At 49.4% G+C, this 17,592-nt stretch carries 21 protein-coding genes; 7 read left to right on the top strand and 14 right to left on the bottom strand.

All coding sequences use genetic code 11. The annotated features are described in order from the left end of the window. Positions 1-156 precede the first annotated feature (156 nt). The 4 genes from H6F68_RS08830 to H6F68_RS08815 all read left to right on the top strand — a co-directional run bounded on the left by H6F68_RS08830 (position 157) and on the right by H6F68_RS08815 (position 2,283). The gene (locus H6F68_RS08830; protein ID WP_190558234.1) at positions 157-471 is read left to right on the top strand and encodes a hypothetical protein; all 315 of its coding nucleotides are present in this window, start codon (positions 157-159) and stop codon (positions 469-471) included. Positions 472-928: 457 nt separating this feature from the next. Then, positions 929-1,084: a hypothetical protein gene (locus H6F68_RS08825; protein ID WP_190558232.1), complete on the top strand. Its 156-nt coding sequence runs from the start codon at positions 929-931 to the stop codon at positions 1,082-1,084. A gap of 440 nt (positions 1,085-1,524) precedes the next feature. Continuing rightward, positions 1,525-1,758: a hypothetical protein gene (locus H6F68_RS08820; RefSeq protein ID WP_190558230.1), complete on the top strand. Its 234-nt coding sequence runs from the start codon at positions 1,525-1,527 to the stop codon at positions 1,756-1,758. A gap of 33 nt (positions 1,759-1,791) precedes the next feature. Continuing rightward, a complete protein-coding gene (locus H6F68_RS08815; protein WP_190558228.1) occupies positions 1,792-2,283 on the top strand; it encodes a type IV pilin-like G/H family protein in 492 nt (163 codons plus the stop codon). A 13-nt stretch (positions 2,284-2,296) separates the two neighbouring features. On the opposite strand, the gene H6F68_RS08810 is transcribed toward H6F68_RS08815, so the two are convergent. The 12 genes from H6F68_RS08810 to H6F68_RS08755 all read right to left on the bottom strand — a co-directional run bounded on the left by H6F68_RS08810 (position 2,297) and on the right by H6F68_RS08755 (position 11,647). Next, positions 2,297-2,659: a hypothetical protein gene (locus tag H6F68_RS08810; protein ID WP_190558227.1), complete on the bottom strand. Its 363-nt coding sequence runs from the start codon at positions 2,657-2,659 to the stop codon at positions 2,297-2,299. Next, positions 2,659-3,048: a hypothetical protein gene (locus H6F68_RS08805; protein ID WP_199299993.1), complete on the bottom strand. Its 390-nt coding sequence runs from the start codon at positions 3,046-3,048 to the stop codon at positions 2,659-2,661. Before H6F68_RS08805 ends, H6F68_RS08810 begins: the two co-directional genes overlap by 1 nt. A 205-nt stretch (positions 3,049-3,253) precedes the next feature. Continuing rightward, complete coding sequence (locus H6F68_RS08800) at positions 3,254-4,054, bottom strand: class I SAM-dependent methyltransferase (protein WP_190558225.1); 801 nt, start codon at positions 4,052-4,054, stop codon at positions 3,254-3,256. A 155-nt stretch (positions 4,055-4,209) separates the two neighbouring features. Then, complete coding sequence (locus H6F68_RS08795) at positions 4,210-4,860, bottom strand: DUF924 family protein (protein ID WP_190558223.1); 651 nt, start codon at positions 4,858-4,860, stop codon at positions 4,210-4,212. A 205-nt stretch (positions 4,861-5,065) separates the two neighbouring features. Continuing rightward, complete coding sequence (locus tag H6F68_RS08790; RefSeq protein ID WP_190558221.1) at positions 5,066-5,557, bottom strand: hypothetical protein; 492 nt, start codon at positions 5,555-5,557, stop codon at positions 5,066-5,068. A gap of 376 nt (positions 5,558-5,933) precedes the next feature. After that, positions 5,934-6,101, bottom strand: coding sequence for a tyrosine-type recombinase/integrase (locus tag H6F68_RS08785; RefSeq protein ID WP_399313343.1), 168 nt, complete (start codon positions 6,099-6,101; stop codon positions 5,934-5,936). Positions 6,102-6,200: 99 nt separating this feature from the next. Then, the gene (locus tag H6F68_RS08780) at positions 6,201-7,679 is read right to left on the bottom strand and encodes an amidase (protein ID WP_190558219.1); all 1,479 of its coding nucleotides are present in this window, start codon (positions 7,677-7,679) and stop codon (positions 6,201-6,203) included. Next, positions 7,676-8,488 carry an SDR family oxidoreductase gene (locus tag H6F68_RS08775; protein WP_190558217.1) on the bottom strand — a complete coding sequence of 271 codons (813 nt, stop codon included), beginning with the start codon at positions 8,486-8,488 and terminating at the stop codon, positions 7,676-7,678. Before H6F68_RS08775 ends, H6F68_RS08780 begins: the two co-directional genes overlap by 4 nt. Positions 8,489-8,569: 81 nt before the next feature. Continuing rightward, positions 8,570-9,076 (bottom strand): DUF6653 family protein, encoded by a 507-nt coding sequence (locus H6F68_RS08770; RefSeq protein WP_190549444.1) that lies wholly within the window; start codon positions 9,074-9,076, stop codon positions 8,570-8,572. Between the two features lie 309 nt (positions 9,077-9,385). Next, complete coding sequence (locus tag H6F68_RS08765; RefSeq protein WP_190558215.1) at positions 9,386-10,672, bottom strand: glycosyltransferase; 1,287 nt, start codon at positions 10,670-10,672, stop codon at positions 9,386-9,388. Between the two features lie 10 nt (positions 10,673-10,682). After that, entirely contained in the window at positions 10,683-11,162 is a 480-nt protein-coding gene (locus tag H6F68_RS08760) for an SRPBCC family protein (RefSeq protein ID WP_190549439.1), read from the bottom strand. A gap of 32 nt (positions 11,163-11,194) precedes the next feature. Next, positions 11,195-11,647, bottom strand: coding sequence for a cupin domain-containing protein (locus H6F68_RS08755; protein WP_190549437.1), 453 nt, complete (start codon positions 11,645-11,647; stop codon positions 11,195-11,197). 175 nt (positions 11,648-11,822) lie between these two features. On the opposite strand from H6F68_RS08755, the gene H6F68_RS08750 reads away from it, so the two are divergent. Together H6F68_RS08750 and H6F68_RS08745 are read left to right on the top strand one after the other, a co-directional pair. Next, positions 11,823-12,416 (top strand): TetR/AcrR family transcriptional regulator, encoded by a 594-nt coding sequence (locus H6F68_RS08750; protein ID WP_190549435.1) that lies wholly within the window; start codon positions 11,823-11,825, stop codon positions 12,414-12,416. Between the two features lie 198 nt (positions 12,417-12,614). Then, entirely contained in the window at positions 12,615-12,839 is a 225-nt protein-coding gene (locus H6F68_RS08745; protein WP_190549433.1) for a hypothetical protein, read from the top strand. Here H6F68_RS08745 and H6F68_RS08740 read toward each other — a convergent pair. Both H6F68_RS08740 and opgC read right to left on the bottom strand, forming a co-directional pair. Further along, entirely contained in the window at positions 12,836-14,983 is a 2,148-nt protein-coding gene (locus H6F68_RS08740) for an ATP-binding protein (RefSeq protein ID WP_199299992.1), read from the bottom strand. The two genes, H6F68_RS08745 and H6F68_RS08740, sit on opposite strands and share 4 nt — an antisense overlap. 676 nt (positions 14,984-15,659) lie before the next feature. Further along, positions 15,660-15,881, bottom strand: a complete 222-nt coding sequence (gene opgC, locus H6F68_RS08735; protein WP_370587915.1) for an OpgC domain-containing protein — start codon at positions 15,879-15,881, stop codon at positions 15,660-15,662. Positions 15,882-16,174: 293 nt separating this feature from the next. On the opposite strand from opgC, the gene H6F68_RS08730 reads away from it, so the two are divergent. After that, positions 16,175-17,592 (top strand): PAS domain S-box protein (locus H6F68_RS08730; RefSeq protein ID WP_190558211.1); only part of this gene is annotated, 1,418 nt, incomplete at its 3' end.

Here is a 17,592-nt window from a genome sequence, read left to right as displayed (position 1 = left end):
CTACTGGCAGAAGTCGCGGCGATCGCGACTGCCCCCCAACACCGAAAAGATGTCTTAAACCAGTAAGACTGATAGCTTGGCTTAAGTTCTGCCTCAGGGAGCGATCGCCTGCTCAGCAAGGTTAGCGTTGTGGAGTCACCGATTCAGAAGTAGACCTTGAGGCAGTTAGTCCTATTCACCTGTGCAGCAATCGCCACCTTAGCTCTAACCATCTGTGGCTTTAGTCAGAAGACAATAGAGTCCAAGCTCGCCTCGATTGACACTCAGCCCAGTGCCGAGAAGCAATACGCTGCCTTGCTAGACGAGCTTGATTCAAAGTGCCAAGAGGACGGGCAGGCGATCGCTGACCTAACGGTGAGAGCTGTAGAGCTCGTTAAGCAAGCAGACAAAGAGGCGAACAACCTGCAAATGGGACCAGCAGGCGCATTTGAACAGAAAGTTACGGTTTTGAATGAGGGGCTGAGCTGTTGAATGAGGGGCCAAGAAGTGAAAGATGAGCTGGAAAGCTTAAACTGGACTGGGTTTTGGAACATCTATCGCAGCAAGGTTCCGAATCAGAATGATTGCGATGCACAGCAAGATGGCATCTACTCAGACAGTTTTAGAAGGGTTCAGCGATCGAGTCCTACCGCAGAATCATGGTTTCAGACCATCACTTTTGAGTGATTTATGCCAACTCTAGTCCAACGAAATTTGATGGCATTGTTTTACGTGGATCTGGGCACAACTCCTGAAAGACTTATAGAACAAGAATTCTAGACGAAACCGTAACTTTCTGTTCAAATGCGCCCGCTGGTCCAACCACCGTCGGGCGTTTTGGTGAAGCGATCGCCATGCGGAAACGGTAATCTTGCGCCTACAGACTGAGTCATGGACTTTGGGAAATCCAGACCATTGGCTACATGAAGACTGATAGGAGGCGATCGCCATGCGGATAAAACTGAAAGAAATTGCGTTTGCCAATGGAGCAGTGTTTGTAGACCTCTACAACCTCAGTTTCAAAGTTCAAGCGTTCGTCACACTCGGCATGGGAACGAGGCAGCGGGAAGCAGTTATGGGTGGCTCTTACAGACAGAAGAGATGACGGTTGAGCGAGTGTTCACGAATGCAGGTCGGTTGTGGGTCAGCGGCAAAAACCCTAGAGGCGAGCGAGTGGATTTGGACCCCAAAGATTTGATTTATGTGGAGGAGTAGTGATCGCCAACCAAAGTGCGGCAGCGGCACATCATCTGCAAATTGTGTCAGGGGGTGACAGAAGGTGCCAATAGGTGCCCGACACGATTGGATTATTGCCATCACTCCCCTCTCAGCGTGACAAACTGTGCCCAAGAGTGATGCTTGGTGCCAATGGGTGGCGTGCTGTGTCCCTGCGTCTTCCTGTTGCTCGGAACGAGTGGTGGTGATGATAGATCTGGGTCAACAATTGACTGAGTTACTATCTAGAGTTGATCGTCTCTTCACCATCGCCTAGGGATTTTTCTCTCTTGAATGGGGACTTTAAGCAAGACACTCCTCAAACAAGCCATGTTGAAATCCCTACGCTGGACTGTTGCCCTCTCGTCAGCGTTCATTCCCCTATCTGTCAGCTTCTCTGGAGCAGCGATTGCCGAAGAAATGAATGTTTACACCTCCGGAGAGGGGTACGACGTTTGTATTAACCCAGCCACCATCGTCTTCAATGGCAGCATTCGAGATTTTGTGCAGAAGAATGGGCCCTGGGAAGGCAGAATGGTTACGATTTTGGGGTTCTTTGCATAACCCCCCCCCAAAAAGACCCTTCTCGGTGAAAGAATGAATCGATTCTTGGCATTGGCGGCGATCACTTTACCTGCTGCGGCTTTCATATTCCTTAAGCCATGTATCTTCCTGGGAATGGCTTGCAAGCACATGGAAGGAGAGGCAAAGTCTCTAACTGAAACAACCAATCGAGCGCAGCAAGCCTACTATCTTGAGCATGGAAGACTTGCTAGTTCCTCCAAGGCCCTAGGGCTAGGCTACCCAAGCAAAACTGACTGGAATGAGTATTCATTTCAAAACACGCCAACATCCGCAATCTTCTATGCAGTGCCGATCGGAAGTATGGCCTCTGATCGTAAAGGATATGTAGGAGCTGTATTTCTCGATCAGAAAGTAGAAGAAAAAGCTAACCCAGAAGAACTCCCATTAAAAAATATTATTTGTGAGGCTAGAGGGCCAAAAGCAACGCTCGCCATAAAACCTACACTTAGGAATAGCTCCCCCATCTGCCCCGAAGGAAGCGCTCAGACAAAAGTGCCCAGGTAAATTAATGGGCTTTTTACAGCGAATCATCTTTCCAGCCACAGTGTCCACAATCCCAATGCACTCTTGAATTTTCCAAAGCGATGCCAGCCTCACAATTGGGGCATCGGCCTGTGAATATAGGGTGTGAGTCGAGTAGAGCTAACTTCTCCAACAGTGTCCACCGCTGCTCTGGAGCAAGAATCAGTTCACCGTTGTAGTAACTGGCTCCTTCTGGTTCCCAAAGTTCTTCTGCTTCTGCTGTAGGGTCGTGCTCGAAATCTGAGCAAGCATCGCTACTCACACCCTCTGGATGCACAGTACAGACCAGATGAGGATCGTGAGCATAGAAAATGCAGCAATCGCATTCCGGTATCTTGCGCCTGATACTCAGCCCCATCAATCCTCATCCTTCACTTCTAGCTGATAGATTCGGCTGGAGGGGTGTTCTGCCATTAAGCGCCAGTAGTAGCCATTGGGTGGTGGCTGCACTTGTGATGCACAGCGGTAAAGCAAGGTTGGCTCGTCCCGCTTGATGCCCGTCTTTACTGCCTTCTCTAGCTTTGGATTAGGTGCGGCATCGTTGAACCAGATGAGGTGAGCAGTGCCGTAGTACCCAGCATTCAAGAGACTTGCGAACAGCCACTCCATGATGGGCTGCATCTCTTCCATTGGGATACCAGACTCACCTTGCCCATAACTTTCGATTGTGGGGGTAGGAGGATTGCTGTTTGGTTGAGGCAGCAAGGGTGCCAAGAGTGAGCGAGTCAAGGTAAAGAATCGACTCATGATCAGAAATTGTGAGGGCTGGACTCAAGATTCCCAATCACTGTAATTCGAGAACACTGGGTATTTTAGTGAGCGATCGCAGCATTTTGATCACGCCCTTCCATGCCCTTTCACCCCCTCGGCTCATCCAGGAAATTTGTCCAATTTAATCCTAGTTCCTCTACTCTGTCTCTATCGTCTATGAACCTGCGATTCATTCAACCCCTCAACCTCGGGCTGTTGCCACGTTCGCCCTGAGCTCAAAGGCAAGCCCTGCTTCATCAGTGTATGGCCGCACCACTTCGACGCTGTCGCGAGCGATGGCCGCCATCACTCGTTCGCGCTCCGCTTCGCCCATTGCCTTGGCTGCACCACTCATGCCGACCAGGGCGATCGCATTTAAGTGCACCCACACAGCTCCGTCATCGAAACGGATAGTGCGTGAGACCGTCTTCGATCGGACGTCGTGAAAGCCAGCTTCTCGAAGCAGGGCCTCGAGCGGGGCAGTCTCTCCAAAACTGTGGCGGCGGTCGATGATAGGCCCGAGGTACCGTTCCACGACACGACGTAGTTCCCGCAACACCGAAAGTTCCTCGTCCGCTCGCCAGGCGCTCACGGCTAATCTGCCGCCCGCCGCCAGTGCGCCTCGCATCTGCCGTGCCGCAGCGGTCCGGTTCGAGAAGAATTGGATTCCTTGCTGACAGACGACGACGTCAAACCGTTCGCTCTTGTGAAGCGGCAGTGCAGCGACATCGCCTTCGCGCCAATCGACACCTGGGGCCACTTGACGTGCGACTGCGAGCATTGCCGGATTTAAGTCAACACCGACTACCCTGGCGCTCTCGCCCAAGCGTTCCTTCGCCAGCCGCGCGAGGATGCCGGTTCCACAAGCCACATCGAGAACGCAGTCTCCGGCAGCAAGCTCTACATCGTCGAGGAGGCGTTCAGCCCAAGGATGGAACAGAGGGCCCACGAGCGCCTGCTCATACATCTCAGGAAAACTTAACCCAGCGAAGGGAAGTGCCATATCAACCTCCAACAGGCTCAGACACGCACTCTAACATTGCCCATTACCTGCCGCAGATAACTTATACGTCATCACCAATCCACTCTCGACGGTCGGTGTGCATGGACATCTGCTTAGACAGTGATTGTAACGATGAAAAATAGGGTTTAGCTCGCTCAAGTCTCAGAAAGAAACTGCGATAGGTGGGACGGCATTGAGCGCCTATGGACAAGCTGTCCACTTGCCAGATACTCCAGTTCTTCCGGGGTTGATTGGCGTCCTAGAGCTTGATTGCGATGAGGATGACGACCGAAGCGAATCAGTATATCTCGATGTCGGCGGGCTTGTGCTGCGGAGAACTCTAGTAAGGCGCGATACTCCTGGGGTGATTCCTGCACAAGGGCGTCTGCAAGTTTAATGGCCAGTTCTAAGTTTTTCAAATTCTCTGAATGCCCTAGCGGTAGGAAGAAAAAAGTCTTCTCCCAAGGGGTTGTCAGAGATGCATAGTGTCCGGCGTTGATGCCTTCGAGCGTCAACTTGCAAGCCTTCGAGTCCTGGGCAAACGCTGGTGCCGTGTCCTGATAGATGGAGCGTGAGAACTGGTCAAGGACGAGAATTAGGGCCAGTCGCGACTGGGGTTGACGAGACCAAGCATCTAGTTCTCCCCGTATGGCTTGTTCTAACAGGGGTGAAAAATGCTCGATTATTTCAACGTTTCCCCCACCGCGAAACCACCATTCCCACTGTCGAACCATTGCTGTTTGATCGGGGTTTGGCTGGACTGGAAACCAAAAGCGAAGCACATCTTCGTATTTTTCGGTTGCCAAGGTAAACTCTCCTTAGCTCTGCCATAAAACTCGATTATCAAGCATCGTTTTGCCTGTCTAAATCACCTGATTGGGTACTTCGTGGAAAATGTACCGGTCTAACGGTCACGCTCATCGGACGCAGATAACTGCACTTGGTCAGCTACATGGAAACGTTCCGGTACAGTGCGGTTGTTAGGCTGAGCTGCGCTCACAGCGACTCACGCTATTTCTTCTGCATCGCCAGCTCCAGTTCCCGAAGCTTGCCATCAAGCTCCAGCATTCGTTCGGTACCAAAATTGGTAGTGTAGGACGTTGCTTGCTCAGGGGTCATCAGCTCGACTAAGAACGTATCCTCTACCCACACTTTCGTGAAACTAAAGAAGCCTGCGCTCGCGGGTACACAGTCCCACCCTTCCTTATTAGCAATTGTCTCAATCTGCGAAGTCGAGCAGGATGTTTGAAGCAGAATATGAGTACTACTCCGATCTCGCATGAAGTTATCGACCCTCTTGGCACCGCCTCCTTCCTTGTCTTGGACGTGCCCCCAAGGAAGAACTTCCAGAAGCGTTCCAAAGGCATCACCGAGGCAGACGAACCAAGACCCGGTCGGAAAGGGAGGACAGGGTGCTCTCAGGGCAGTACAGTCGAGGAGCTTGGCGAGTCCCTTTGCAACGATTTCAGGATGACGCGCACTGAATGAAACATGATGCAACATAAGGAACCTTTTCGCAAGTTGTATTGACGAGCAATTCTGATAGCTAACCCTAACCGACCGTCACAGTGCAAGGTAGAGCTACAGACGTTCAGTTAGGACGCTGGATTGTCAGCAATGCAAAAATGAGCTTAAGCTTATTGTCCTGATAGAGGTAGCTACAACTACAATTTGCTGAATTTCTGAATGCCAAACTATTAATCAGACTGAACTGGTTCGGGCTATCTGTTAGAGGTAATTAACCCGAATCAATTCTGCCTAATCTCCCAGACATGAGATAGACGAAATACAGGGTATTGACATGGAACTACGACCTCGAGACTTATTAGATCCAGTCCAAAACATCAACTAATTCATTAAGCGCCGATACTTCGAAAACTTAAAGCCGCGATCGCCCTTCCAGTTGCAGCTCTGACACCTCCAGATAGCGTTGAAGTGCTTGCAAGCTGCGATGGCCAGATATCTCTTGAATGACTCGCAGCGGCACCCCCGCACTGCTCATCTGGGTTAGAGCAGTGCGTCTGAAACTGTGCGTACTAACTCCCACCAGCCCCAGGCGATCGTTGATTAGGTACTAAGCCATCAAGGCATTGAGCCAGACTAACTCAACGCCTTTAAAGGTTGGTCGAATTTGCTGTTCATACGTTCAATATCCTGGAGGATGTTGAAATGTGCCAATGACCTGATCAAGCTGTTGAGCGATCGCGATTAACTCCATCTCTCTCCACCGCTTGCCCACAATTTGGATGCCAATCGGTAGTCCATTTTGCGTCTGCCCAATGGGAATGACGATGACTGGATGTCCGCTTAAATTAAACGGCATGGTGTATGCTCCATTGGCAACTCCGTATGGGTAAGCTCTGCCATCAACCTCAACCGCACTCCAGGCAGGACGATGGGTAAATGCGGCCGTTGCAGCCACAGGGACTAACCAAACATCCCATGACTCTAATGCCGTATCCAATTGAGCTATGAAGCGATCGCGCTCGGTCAGGGTTGCAAAATATCCCTTCAAACTGGGATTGAGTAGCTCTGGCAGAAAGCGGCTGAAGTCTCCTAATTGTCTGAGTTTTTTATCACCTTGGGTGGCTGTACGAGCGATCAACTCTAAACTGCGTCGGATGTTATAACGATCTCTCGGTTGAGCATAGGTGTTGTTATAAGCTGCAACTCGCATGTACAGGTTCAACATCTTTGAGGTGTCAAAGCCTTGGGGCAGCCAACGTTCTACCTGGGCACCCGTATTTGCCAACATTTGAGCCGTTTTCTGCATGACGGTGCGGATATCAGAGGCGACCGGAACTTCACTCCACTCATCAATCCAGGCAATCTTGAGATCAGACAATGCTTTGCCTGAAGGCGTATCTAGGGGAACCGGAGGAACATCTGGACGGCGCACATCTGCTCCTGCAATCAGCGAAAAGCAAAGCCGAATGTCTTCCAAGGATCGCGCCAAACAGCCAACGGTCATCATCTGTCGAACACACAAGGGCAGACCCGGAACTTCAGGAATCATGCCTGCGGTAGAAATGCGGCGATCGGTTGATTTGAGTCCATAGACCCCACAAAAGTGAGCGGGTTGACGCACAGACCCGCCAAAATCATTGCCCAGATCGAGGGGTGAAAGACCTGCTGCGATCGCGGCGGCACTACCCCCTGAACTTCCTCCAGGCGTGTAGGCTAAATTCCAGGGATTGTTGACTGGCGGAAACAGAGAATTGGTGCTTTGGTAATCGGCGGCGAGTTCTGCCATGTTGGTTTTTCCCAGGATAAGCGCTCCCGCTGCTCTCAGTCTGGCAACGACTGTCGCATCCTGCTGGGGAATGTAATCTCGAAGGGGAATATAGCCTGCGGTTGTGCGGAGTCCAGCCGTCTCAAAAATGTCTTTGATCGTGACCGGAACTCCATGCAATGCGCCCCAATCTTCACCTTTTGCAAGCGCCTCATCTGCCTGCTTGGCTCTAGTTCGGGCATTTTCTGCATCAAGGGTGCAGATGGCATTTAGTTTCGAGTTGTGTTGAGCAATTTGTTCCAGATGCGCGTCCAGAAGTTCGACCGCAGAAATTTGGCGATCGCGAATCATGTGAGCCATGTCAGTAGCAGACTTAAACACAATCTTGTTCATGATATTTCCTCTAAATTCAGTGAAATGCTTTTCCTCTCCCGGTAATTCTCTTTGGATAGTTGGCTCAAAAACGCTTCCCAGCCAACTTTGCCGTACTTCTGATCGGGGCAGAGCTGTGCTCCTGTACAAAAGGCTTGGGCGATTTTGCCAGGAATGGGAACTTCGACAACGCTCCGTTTCCGTCCAGTTGCTTTGAAATACACTCTCGCTAGATCGGCTGCTGTCCAAATTTCGGGACCCCCAATGTCGCTCACTCGTCCGGCAGCAGAGGAAAGAACCAGTTCAACTAGGCGATTGGCAACTTCACTTGCTTCAATCGGCTGGAGCAGAAAGCCTTTGGGCATGAGCATGATAGGCAGGCGATCGAGCAGTTGAATCAGCGTCAGTACAAATTCGTGAAACTGTGTTGCTCTAAGAATTGTCCACCCGATGGAAGCCTGTTCAATCATCTGCTCCACTTCCAGCTTCATGCCGTAGTAGGGGTAAAAGGGGTTGCGATCGACTCCGACAATCGAGACATAAACAATGTGAGAAACTCCTGCCTGTTCTGCGGCTTGAAGTAAGCGCCTCGTTCCTTCTACATCGACTTGACGTGAATTGGTGGGGCTAGAAGCGCAATGAATAATGGTATTAATTCCTTCGACTGCCTTCTCCAATCCCTCACCCGTCAGCAAATCTCCTGGAACGGTGCCGAGACGTCCACTACGACTGAGAACCTGAACGTTGTCACCAGCAGTTTGTAGGCGATCGACCACCCGTGAACCGAGGGAACCTGTCCCCCCTGTGACCAACATTTTTGATGCGTTCATTCTGAAACCTCCTGGTGCGGTGGAAGTAAGGACTTCGACGTGTTTTATTTACCTGTTAAGCTTCTTCAAAGCCCCAAATGTTTAATAAAGCCAGCTTTGATATTGGGAATGAGCCTGTTTCATATCCTCATAAAGCCACACCATGCGGTCAATAAACCACAGTTTGCTCAGGTAAACGAGAGCGCATCCCAAGAGAGTGAGACAACCATCAAGTGTGACCAATCCCCAGACCACAACCACCATACCCATCACTGAAACCAGGCTCAGGATATTGGGAACTTGTTGATGGTGTAAAGGAACAGGAACGGTATCTCGATTTAGCCAGACCCGTTCACCGAACACGCCTTTAGAAGCCCAATGATTGGTAGATTGAGGTTTCGCAAAGATGCGGGGATTAATCCACATCCAAAGCAGGGCGATCGCGATGGGAGCTAACGACCCCCAACCCAGCCAGACACGGCTCCAGATCGCCAAAATTAGAATCGGCAGGACCGTGAAACGAGTCCAAACACTCCAGGGATTGGCATGACGTGCCCAGGTTTCCTCATCCATCTGGAACGTGTTGGCAATCTTACGTTCTACAGTCATTGTTATTGTCCTCCTCAAAGTCGTAGGCTCTCTTCTAACCAAATCCAAACTTTCTCTTCATCAAGCAAAGCAACAGTTTGCTCTGTTTTGGGAGTTGTTCATGGTTGTCATTTTCCGATTCTTCTGTTTATGTTCATTCACACTCTGGCTCCTACCTGAGCCATATCCCGCATGAGTTATTCCAAGTTCTTGGGATGCATTGCATCGAGATGTTTGTGAGCGATCGCAGGCGTCAACTGTCTCAACTGCGCCGCTTGTTGGAAGAACTATCGGATGTCCTTAATAGTCGCGAAGGTGATTCGTAGTTCCTCAAACATATTGAGCGGATTGATATTTAGAATGTACAAGATAACGCTCTATAGCTCCGATCGCTTCCTGGACTCCATTCTCTGCTCGAATTGCGACCCCGATCGCTTTCGCCTGCTGTTGCATTACCGGATTCGTGACAGCAGTGGTGATGGCTGCTGCCAAACGGTCTGCCGTTAACTCGGCTTTGGGAATGGGAGACGGACTTGTGCCCAATTTCATCACGCGATCGCCCCAGAAAGGCTGGTCGCCAAAGAAGGGTACAACGACAGATGGTACTCCCGCTCTGAGCGCAGCAGCCGTTGTTCCGGCTCCACCATGATGGACGATCGCTGCCATTTGCGGAAACAACCAGTCATGAGGAACAGAAGAAAGGAGAAATACATCATCAGGCAATTCAGTCTGAGCAATTCCTCCCCAGCCTGTGAGCAAAATGCCCCGTTGCCCCGTTTGTTGGAGGGCATCCAGGATAATCTGAGTGAACTGTACAGAATCCTCTCCGCTCATGCTGCCGAAGCCGACATACACAGGAGGTGAGCCTGCTGCCAGGAAGTCTAGAAGTGCTGGGGAGGGTTGCCAATCTGATGCTTGATCGAGAAACCAATAGCCAGTCATCTGGATGCGATCGCTCCAATTGGCTGGTTGAGGCACAACTGAGGGACTATACCCGTAGAGAGCAGGGGTAGGTAAATGATCAAGTCTGCGGTAAATCGTTCCCAAGGGAATGGATGGAAGATGTAACTGCGAACGACGAAACTCATTCAATGGTTGCCTGAATATTAATCCAAACCCTTCCATCAACAGCGGATAACTCAGTCGATTAAGAGTTCGGCCTAAATGCAATGTTGGGGGTAGCGAAGGATATGGAAAATCTGGGTTAGAACTTTGAGGCATTAAGGAGGCAAAAAAACAGGGAATTCCTAATGCTTCAGCGATGTCATAGCCCCAAACTGCTGTCGCTGTGAAGATAATGGCATCACTATTCTGACAAGCGACCCAAGAATCAGATATGGCTTGAGCGACTAGCGGTTGCACCATTTGGGCGTATTGCTTGATCAACAAAATGGGATTCTGGCTCTTTAGCATGTTCTGTCCAGCCTCACTTGCCATCAGGGCTTGGACATCTCCTGCGATCGCAGCAAATGCTAGTTCATACTCTTGCGCCATCTCCTGAAATGTGTTGTGGGTGGCGAGCTTCACTTGATATTCCGCCTGTTTGAGCCCTTGTCCCAGGGCAAGGAACGGTTGAATATCCCCTCGTGATCCTGTGGTTAAAATCGTAATTCTCATCACTGAGTCCTCAATCAACATCTTCAATAGTTCGCTTGAGATTGGCAAGACAAATGTTCTGGGCAGTTTGAAAGGGATGTTTGACCATTGCCAGGAAGAACACATAGGCAAGTAAATGCCGCATCTCAAACTCAAATTGCCAGGTGATCTGCGTTCCTGAATCGATCGCTTGATATGACCATTTGCCAGAAGCAGAACGTAGAAGCCATGAAAATGGCGGCTTGAGCCCATCTAGCAATTCGTAGGTTTGAAGGGTAGGACGTTGCAGAGAAATAATGCGTTCTGTGATTTTAGAACCATCACTGTTCTGTACAATGCGCGTACTACCTGCGTGGAGTAATAGCCCATCGGTCGTCGTTGCACTCAAAATGGCAGGAATGGCTTGATAACCTGTGAAGCACCTGGGCAGATTCTGACAGTCGATCGACCCATCAAACACTCGTTCAATGGGTGCGTTAATGGCCATTTGTGCACTCGTTTGGATGAGCATTCTACCTCTCCCTCCATGTGTCACCCATGGTGTCACTCAAACCGCAAGCCGTACTTGGCAGAAATCTCTTGTAAAACCGTTAGATCAGGTGGCAAGCTGGTGATTCTTTCGCCAACTTCCCGATAGAATTCGGCAGCAGTCGCAGGTGAAACGATCACCAGAACCCGAGCGCTCGCAGAGAGCACCTTAAAGGTATGCACCGCATTGGCAGGAATGTGGCTCACTGCACCTGCTGTCACAACTTGCTGACGATTGCCTAACGTAATTTCGAGGTCACCTTCCAGGATGTAGAAAGTTTCTTCCCAAGGATGGCGATGCAATGGGGGTTCTCCGTGAGCCACATCGATCATCTCAAATACAGCGTACTGACCGTTCGTATCGTTTCCAGCCAGCTTCCATACGAGTGTGTGCGTCAGCATGGACTGCATATCCCCTTGACCAGATTCAAGGATTTTAGGTTGGGCGTGCTGTACGACTGTCTTCATCAGATTTCTCCAAGAAATCACATGGTTTAGTAATTGTCGGTTATTAACCGAACCGAACGGTCTAGTTCGATTAATTCAAATCGTAGTCTAAGTGGCTTGATTGCCAATTCACCCGATCAGGTAGTCTTGAGACCGTACTGTACGGTACGATAAGTGTGTTAGTTCAGGTCGTACGATGCCTAAAGAAGCTAAGCAAGCCGCCAAAGCAGAGCAAATTTTGCAAGGAGCCCTGCAAGAGTTTTTGCAAGGTGGCTATGCCGCGACCAGCATGGCTCGGATTGCAGCAACGGCAGGAGTATCGAAGGAAACGCTCTACAGCTACTTCGAGAGTAAGGAAAAGCTATTTGCGGCGATCGTGCAATACACGGCTGAGCAGCATCTCCAACAGGTGTTTGCCTCAGAGCCGCTACCGACTGACCCTGTAGAACAACTACGAATCCTAGCGGCGAAGAGTATTACTCCTGAAAATCTTGACCCCATGCGCATGAACTTTTATCGGTTGATTGTGGGGGAATCTGGACGATTTCCTGACCTGGCTCGGTTCTACGTCGAGCAGTTTGAAAAACCGGGTTTGGAAGTCTCAGCGCATCTTCTGAAAGCGGCTCCTCAACTCTGCAGTTCAGACCCAGAAGCCGTGGCCTGGATTATTTCTGGAACATTGAGCTACTACTATCAAATGATGGAGATGCTGCAAGGCAAGGACATCCTGGATATGACTTTCGATCGCCTAGTGGAAGCTCTGATTGAATTACTGTTTGGCGATCGCTAATCGTGGCTTTGCTGATGTATATCAAGATGCCATTCCTGCTAGGGATTGAGACAGGATACGATGCTGTTGGCAAATCGACCAGAGAAAAATCAATCACTCACTAAAATCTTGTTTTGAAGAAATGCTGGGTTACCCAGGTCTACCCCAAGCTTGGGAGAGAAAATCTTAGAAAGACCATTTCTTGAGGAGGGTTTATCTATGCCGCTTCAACCTCAAGCTGTTCATCCTATCCCCGAAGAAACGGCTCGTGTAGCTCGTGCTGCCTTCCCTAAAGGGAACCGCTATATGGGTAGTTTTATGAACGGAACAAAAAACAACGCTAAGCCTGAAAGTATTGACTGCTCCGCATTTCAGGTTCTAATTCTGACAGTTTTACTAAAAGTCAAACGGGTGAAAGCTTCGTCTGATATGGATTTCAGCTAAATTTTCTTATGAATATCGATTGCGTACAAAGGAATTCGAATCCTAAACTCAGTTCCTTCTCCAGGAGTTGAAGAGCACTCCAGCTTGCCATTATGTTTCTCAGTGATGATCTGATAGCTAATCGACATCCCCATGCCAGTTCCTTTGCCCAACGCTTTCGTCGTAAAGAAGGGGTCAAAGATGCGTCGTTGCACCGCTTGAGCAATGCCAACCCCATTGTCCGCGATCGCCACTTCTACCCATTCTGCCTCCATCATGGAGGTGCGGATAGCAATTCGGTTGGGATTATCCTTCATCTCTTGATCAGTACACTTCGCATGCTTCTCGTCCATTGCATCAAGTGAGTTTACCAAGATGTTCATAAACACTTGGTTGAGCTGTCCAGCGTAGCATTCTACCAGCGGCAGCTGAGCATAGTCTTTAACCACCTCCACTTCAGGCCGGTCGGATCTGGCTTTGATGCGATGTTGCAGGATCAGCAGAGTGCTGTCGATGCCTTCATGAATATCTACGGCCTTGAATTCCGCTTCATCCATCCGCGAGAAGTTACGCAAGGAGAGAATAATCTGCCGAATGCGATCGGTTCCCAGCTTCATCGAGGCCAGCATTTTGGGCAAGTCTGCTTGCAAAAACTCCAAGTCCATCTCTTCCGCCGCTGTTTGAATCTCAGGAGTAGGATGAGGATAGCCCTGCTGATACAGCTGTATGAACTCTAGCAAGTCTTCAGTGTAATCCTGCACATGCGTCAGGTTGCCGTGAATGAAGTTGACTGGATTATTGATTTCATGAGCGACTCCAGCCACCAGCTGCCCCAGGCTCGACATTTTTTCGCTCTGCACCACTTGAGCTTGAGTTCGCTGTAGTTCTGCCAGAGTATTTTTGAGCTCAGCCGTGCGTTCTTCGACCCGGTCTTCCAATTCTTCCTTGCCGTGCTCTAAAGCTGTGAACAGCTCCCTCAGCCGTCCTGCCATGTGGTTGAAGGAGCGGGAGAGGGTATTGAGTTCTTGAATATTACTGACTTCTACCGCTTGCTCCAGATCACCTGCTGCCATTGCTTCACTGGCTCGGTTGAGCCGAAGAATAGGACGTGCAATCCAACGAGAAGTAAAGACGCCCAGAACAGAGGCAACCGTTAATGCCCCAAAACAAAGGACGATCGTGGTGCGGGTATTCGCATTGATTTGGGCCATGAAAGTATTTTCTGGCACCCCTGTTACCACTAGCCAATCTAAACCATACTGGTCTTGCCAAGGTCTAACATCGACAAAATATCGTTCTCCTTGCACTTCAACTTGAAAATCCGTGTCTTGATTGATCGACTGAAACCCGTTGAATGATTGAATGTACTTGGCAATGGTTTGAATCGTAGAGTTCGGGCTATTGATCGCCTGCAATCGCTGAACTTCGTTGTTGCTATTTCTAAAGGGCTTCTCTGTGCCAGCATTAGCAATCAAGTTGCCATCTCGCTCCACAATGAACACTTGCCCGGACTTGCTGATATCTAAACTGCGCAGAAAGTCACTCAGTTTCAGCAGATGAATGTCGGCATCAACCACACCCAGTAGTTGATTCTGCGAATTATAGATAGGGCGACCGGCGGAGGCTGCCAAATAGGGACCGTAGGGAGAATTCCAGACATAAACTTTTGCCCAAGTGGGCTTACCGGCTTTCAGGGGAGCGGTATACCAACTTTCGGTAAAGTGATTGTAGCTGTACCTTCCAACCACACTCAAGCGATCGCCTTGGTCATTGGTTGCATAAGTGCGTGCACTATCTGGCAATTGCGACTTCCAATCGTCAATGGTCACGGTTTTACCGTCGTAACGAATTGCTCCAAACCCCTCTCCTGTGACTAAGCCAATTCCAATGAAAGTCAGGTCATACGCTTGCATTTGCTCCCAAAAGTATTTACCAGTTGCTTCGCCATCACGCACATCCAACAGCCCTTGGCGAATCGCAGAGGCATTAATCTGGCCCAACTTTTGAGGGACAGAAAGGTAGGAGTTCAAGTGTTCGTTAACCACATCGCTGCTGCGATCAATTAGCTGTTCGGCCAAGTTATTGACTGCTTTCTGGCCGTTCTTGAAGGACAAATAACTGATTAAGCCAACCGCCCCAAAAATCTGAAGTACAAAGGGCACCACAAGAACGATCTGTAGTGGAAAGGCCTGATTTCTAGGGGACTGTCGGGGCTTCATTATAGAAAGGGAAATCTTACATTCATCTCTCGCTGTTTATAGACTTCCCACAACTGCATCCGGATAAATAGAGACCTAATGCACCTTTGATACTCAGTAGAGCAAGTTGCTCCAGAAGAATTGGAGTTCCGCGCTTCACGGCACCAGTTCCAAGCCAAAACAAGGTATCCTGACTCGCGATCGCCACCACCAATTGCAGCTCTGACACCTCAAGATAGCGTTGAAGCGCTTGCAAACTACGATGCCCTGATATGTCCTGAATTATCCACAGGGGTATCCCTGCACTGCTCATCTGGTCAGAGCCGTTCGTCTGAAACTGTGAGTGCTGACCCCTACTAGGCCCCAAGGTAGCGTAGCTGCAACGAAGTGCCACGCGATCTCTGAAACGCTTGAATGACAAATAATGCAGCTAAAAAATTCGAAAAATTGCAACTTACCCGTAAATGATGACTGAACTACCCATAAAATTTACGAGAGAATTAGGGTTTCAGGCTCTTTTTGCTTGAAAACTTGCCCATCAATGACCATTTCTTGGGATGTTTTAGCTAAATCATAAAATTTTTTCTGGAATTTTTACCCAGTAAAGCTTTCAAGCGTCGCGTGGCACTTTGTTGCAGCTACGCTACCGTTGGGCCAACAGCGTTGTCACCAGGGCACTTCCTGTCGTGAGACCTGGAATCATAAACCACAACACCGTCAGGGGCACATGCATCACATAGGCATAAAGCGAGTTTTGCCATAAAGGGATTAGAAGTTTGCCTAGCGCTTTATTGAGCGGGAGCCAAAATGTGTTAACCACCATATACAGCAAGGGAAACAAACCCAATAAAGTCACTAATCGGATCGGGCCATTAATACTGCGACCCAGAGGCGAGGGAAATACTAGTTAAGACCCAAGCATTACTACAAAACGCGATTGCAAGTGCCTTTAAAGCTGAAGCGCAGCCATCGTTCGTCTATTGCAAGAGTGTTTGAATCATGGCAGCGATCGTCGGCAGTAGTGGAGTAGCCTCACGTTGGCACAATCCCTTGATTTTTCTTTGCGAGGAAGTGTTTTGGCTTTTTGGAAAACCTTGAAATAAGCTAAGGCTAATCTCGTCTCATTCGCTCTTTATATTCACTCGTTGACTCAAGTTCATGACAGACGATATCTCGCAATCACTGACCGACAGTATTTCCTTGCCAGAAAATGAGGCGAAGAGATTGGAGGCACTTCGACGCTACAACGTTCTGGACACACCACCAGAAGCAGCATTCGATCGCGTTACCTCTCTGGCAGCACGGTTGTTTCAGATGCCAACGGTTTTAGTGTCTTTAGTCGATGAGTCAAGAGCTTGGTTTAAGTCTTGCTACGGCTTCAATCAGCAGGAAGTGCCACGACATAATAGCATTTGCAACTTGGCGCTGTTGGCTAATGATGTTTTAGTCATCCCTGATGCTCGACAAGACAATCGCTTTGCCTGCAATCCGTTTGTGCAGAATGAGCCTACTCTGCGCTTCTATGCTGGTGCCCCTCTAATCACTCAAGACGGCTTTAACCTAGGTACCCTCTGTCTACTCGATACAACACCACGCGATGCGCTGACCCAGGAGCAGCTAGAAATCCTGACAGATTTAGCTGCGATCGTAGTTGATGAATTAGAGCTGAGATTAGCGGTGGCAAAACAAGTGACCGCTGAACGAGAGCGACAAGAAGCGGCCCAGCACCTGCAACTGTATGCAGATGTGGTTAGTAACACGCAAGTTGGTCTTGTTGTTTGGCAACTGGAAGACGTGAACGATCCTGGTTCCTTCCGCTTATTGATTGCAAACCCTGCTGCATCAGAAGCGACTGGGTTAGATTTTGCATCCTTAGTAGGCAAGACTATGGCGGAGGGCTTTCCTAAGCTGCTACAAACACCCCTTGTGCAGCAATATGTAGAGGTCATTCGCACAGGGCAATCCTTGGATTTAGGGGAAATCGTCTATAGCGAAGATGGCGTTTCTACCGGAATTTATACCCTGAAGGCGTTTCCCTTACCCAACCACTGTATTGGGTTTGCCTTTGAAAATATCACTGCTCGAAAACAGATCGAGTCTCAACTACAAGAAAGCCAACATTACAATCAACAGATTGCTGAAGCTGTACCCGGAGTTCTATTTGTACACGACTTAATCCAGCAGCAAAACGTTTATACCAATCGCCAAATTACTGATTTGCTGGGCTATACGTCTGCAGAAGTTCAGGCAATGGGGGCTAATGCCCTTGAAATTCTGGTACATCCTGATGATTTGGCACGAATATTCAACTATATAGAAAATTTCCGCTCTGCCTCAGATAACGAGGTTTCAAGCATTGAGTACCAAGCACGTCACGCAAACGGTGACGGACGCTGGATATACACCCAAAGTGTTATTTTTAACCGCACAGCAGATGGTTTGCCACGCCAGGTTTTAGGAGTGTCACTCGATATTACTCAGCGCAAGCAGGCCGAACAAGCGCTGCGAGAAAGTGAAAAGTGGGCGCAGTTGGCAATACAAGTTGCCCAGTTGGGAGGGTGGCGGCTGCACCTGGA

The organism is Trichocoleus sp. FACHB-262 (assembly GCF_014696035.1).
GTDB lineage: Bacteria > Cyanobacteriota > Cyanobacteriia > FACHB-46 > FACHB-46 > Trichocoleus.
The sequence above is the reverse complement of the archived record's forward strand: the minus strand, read 5'-3'. Positions and strand labels throughout refer to the sequence as shown.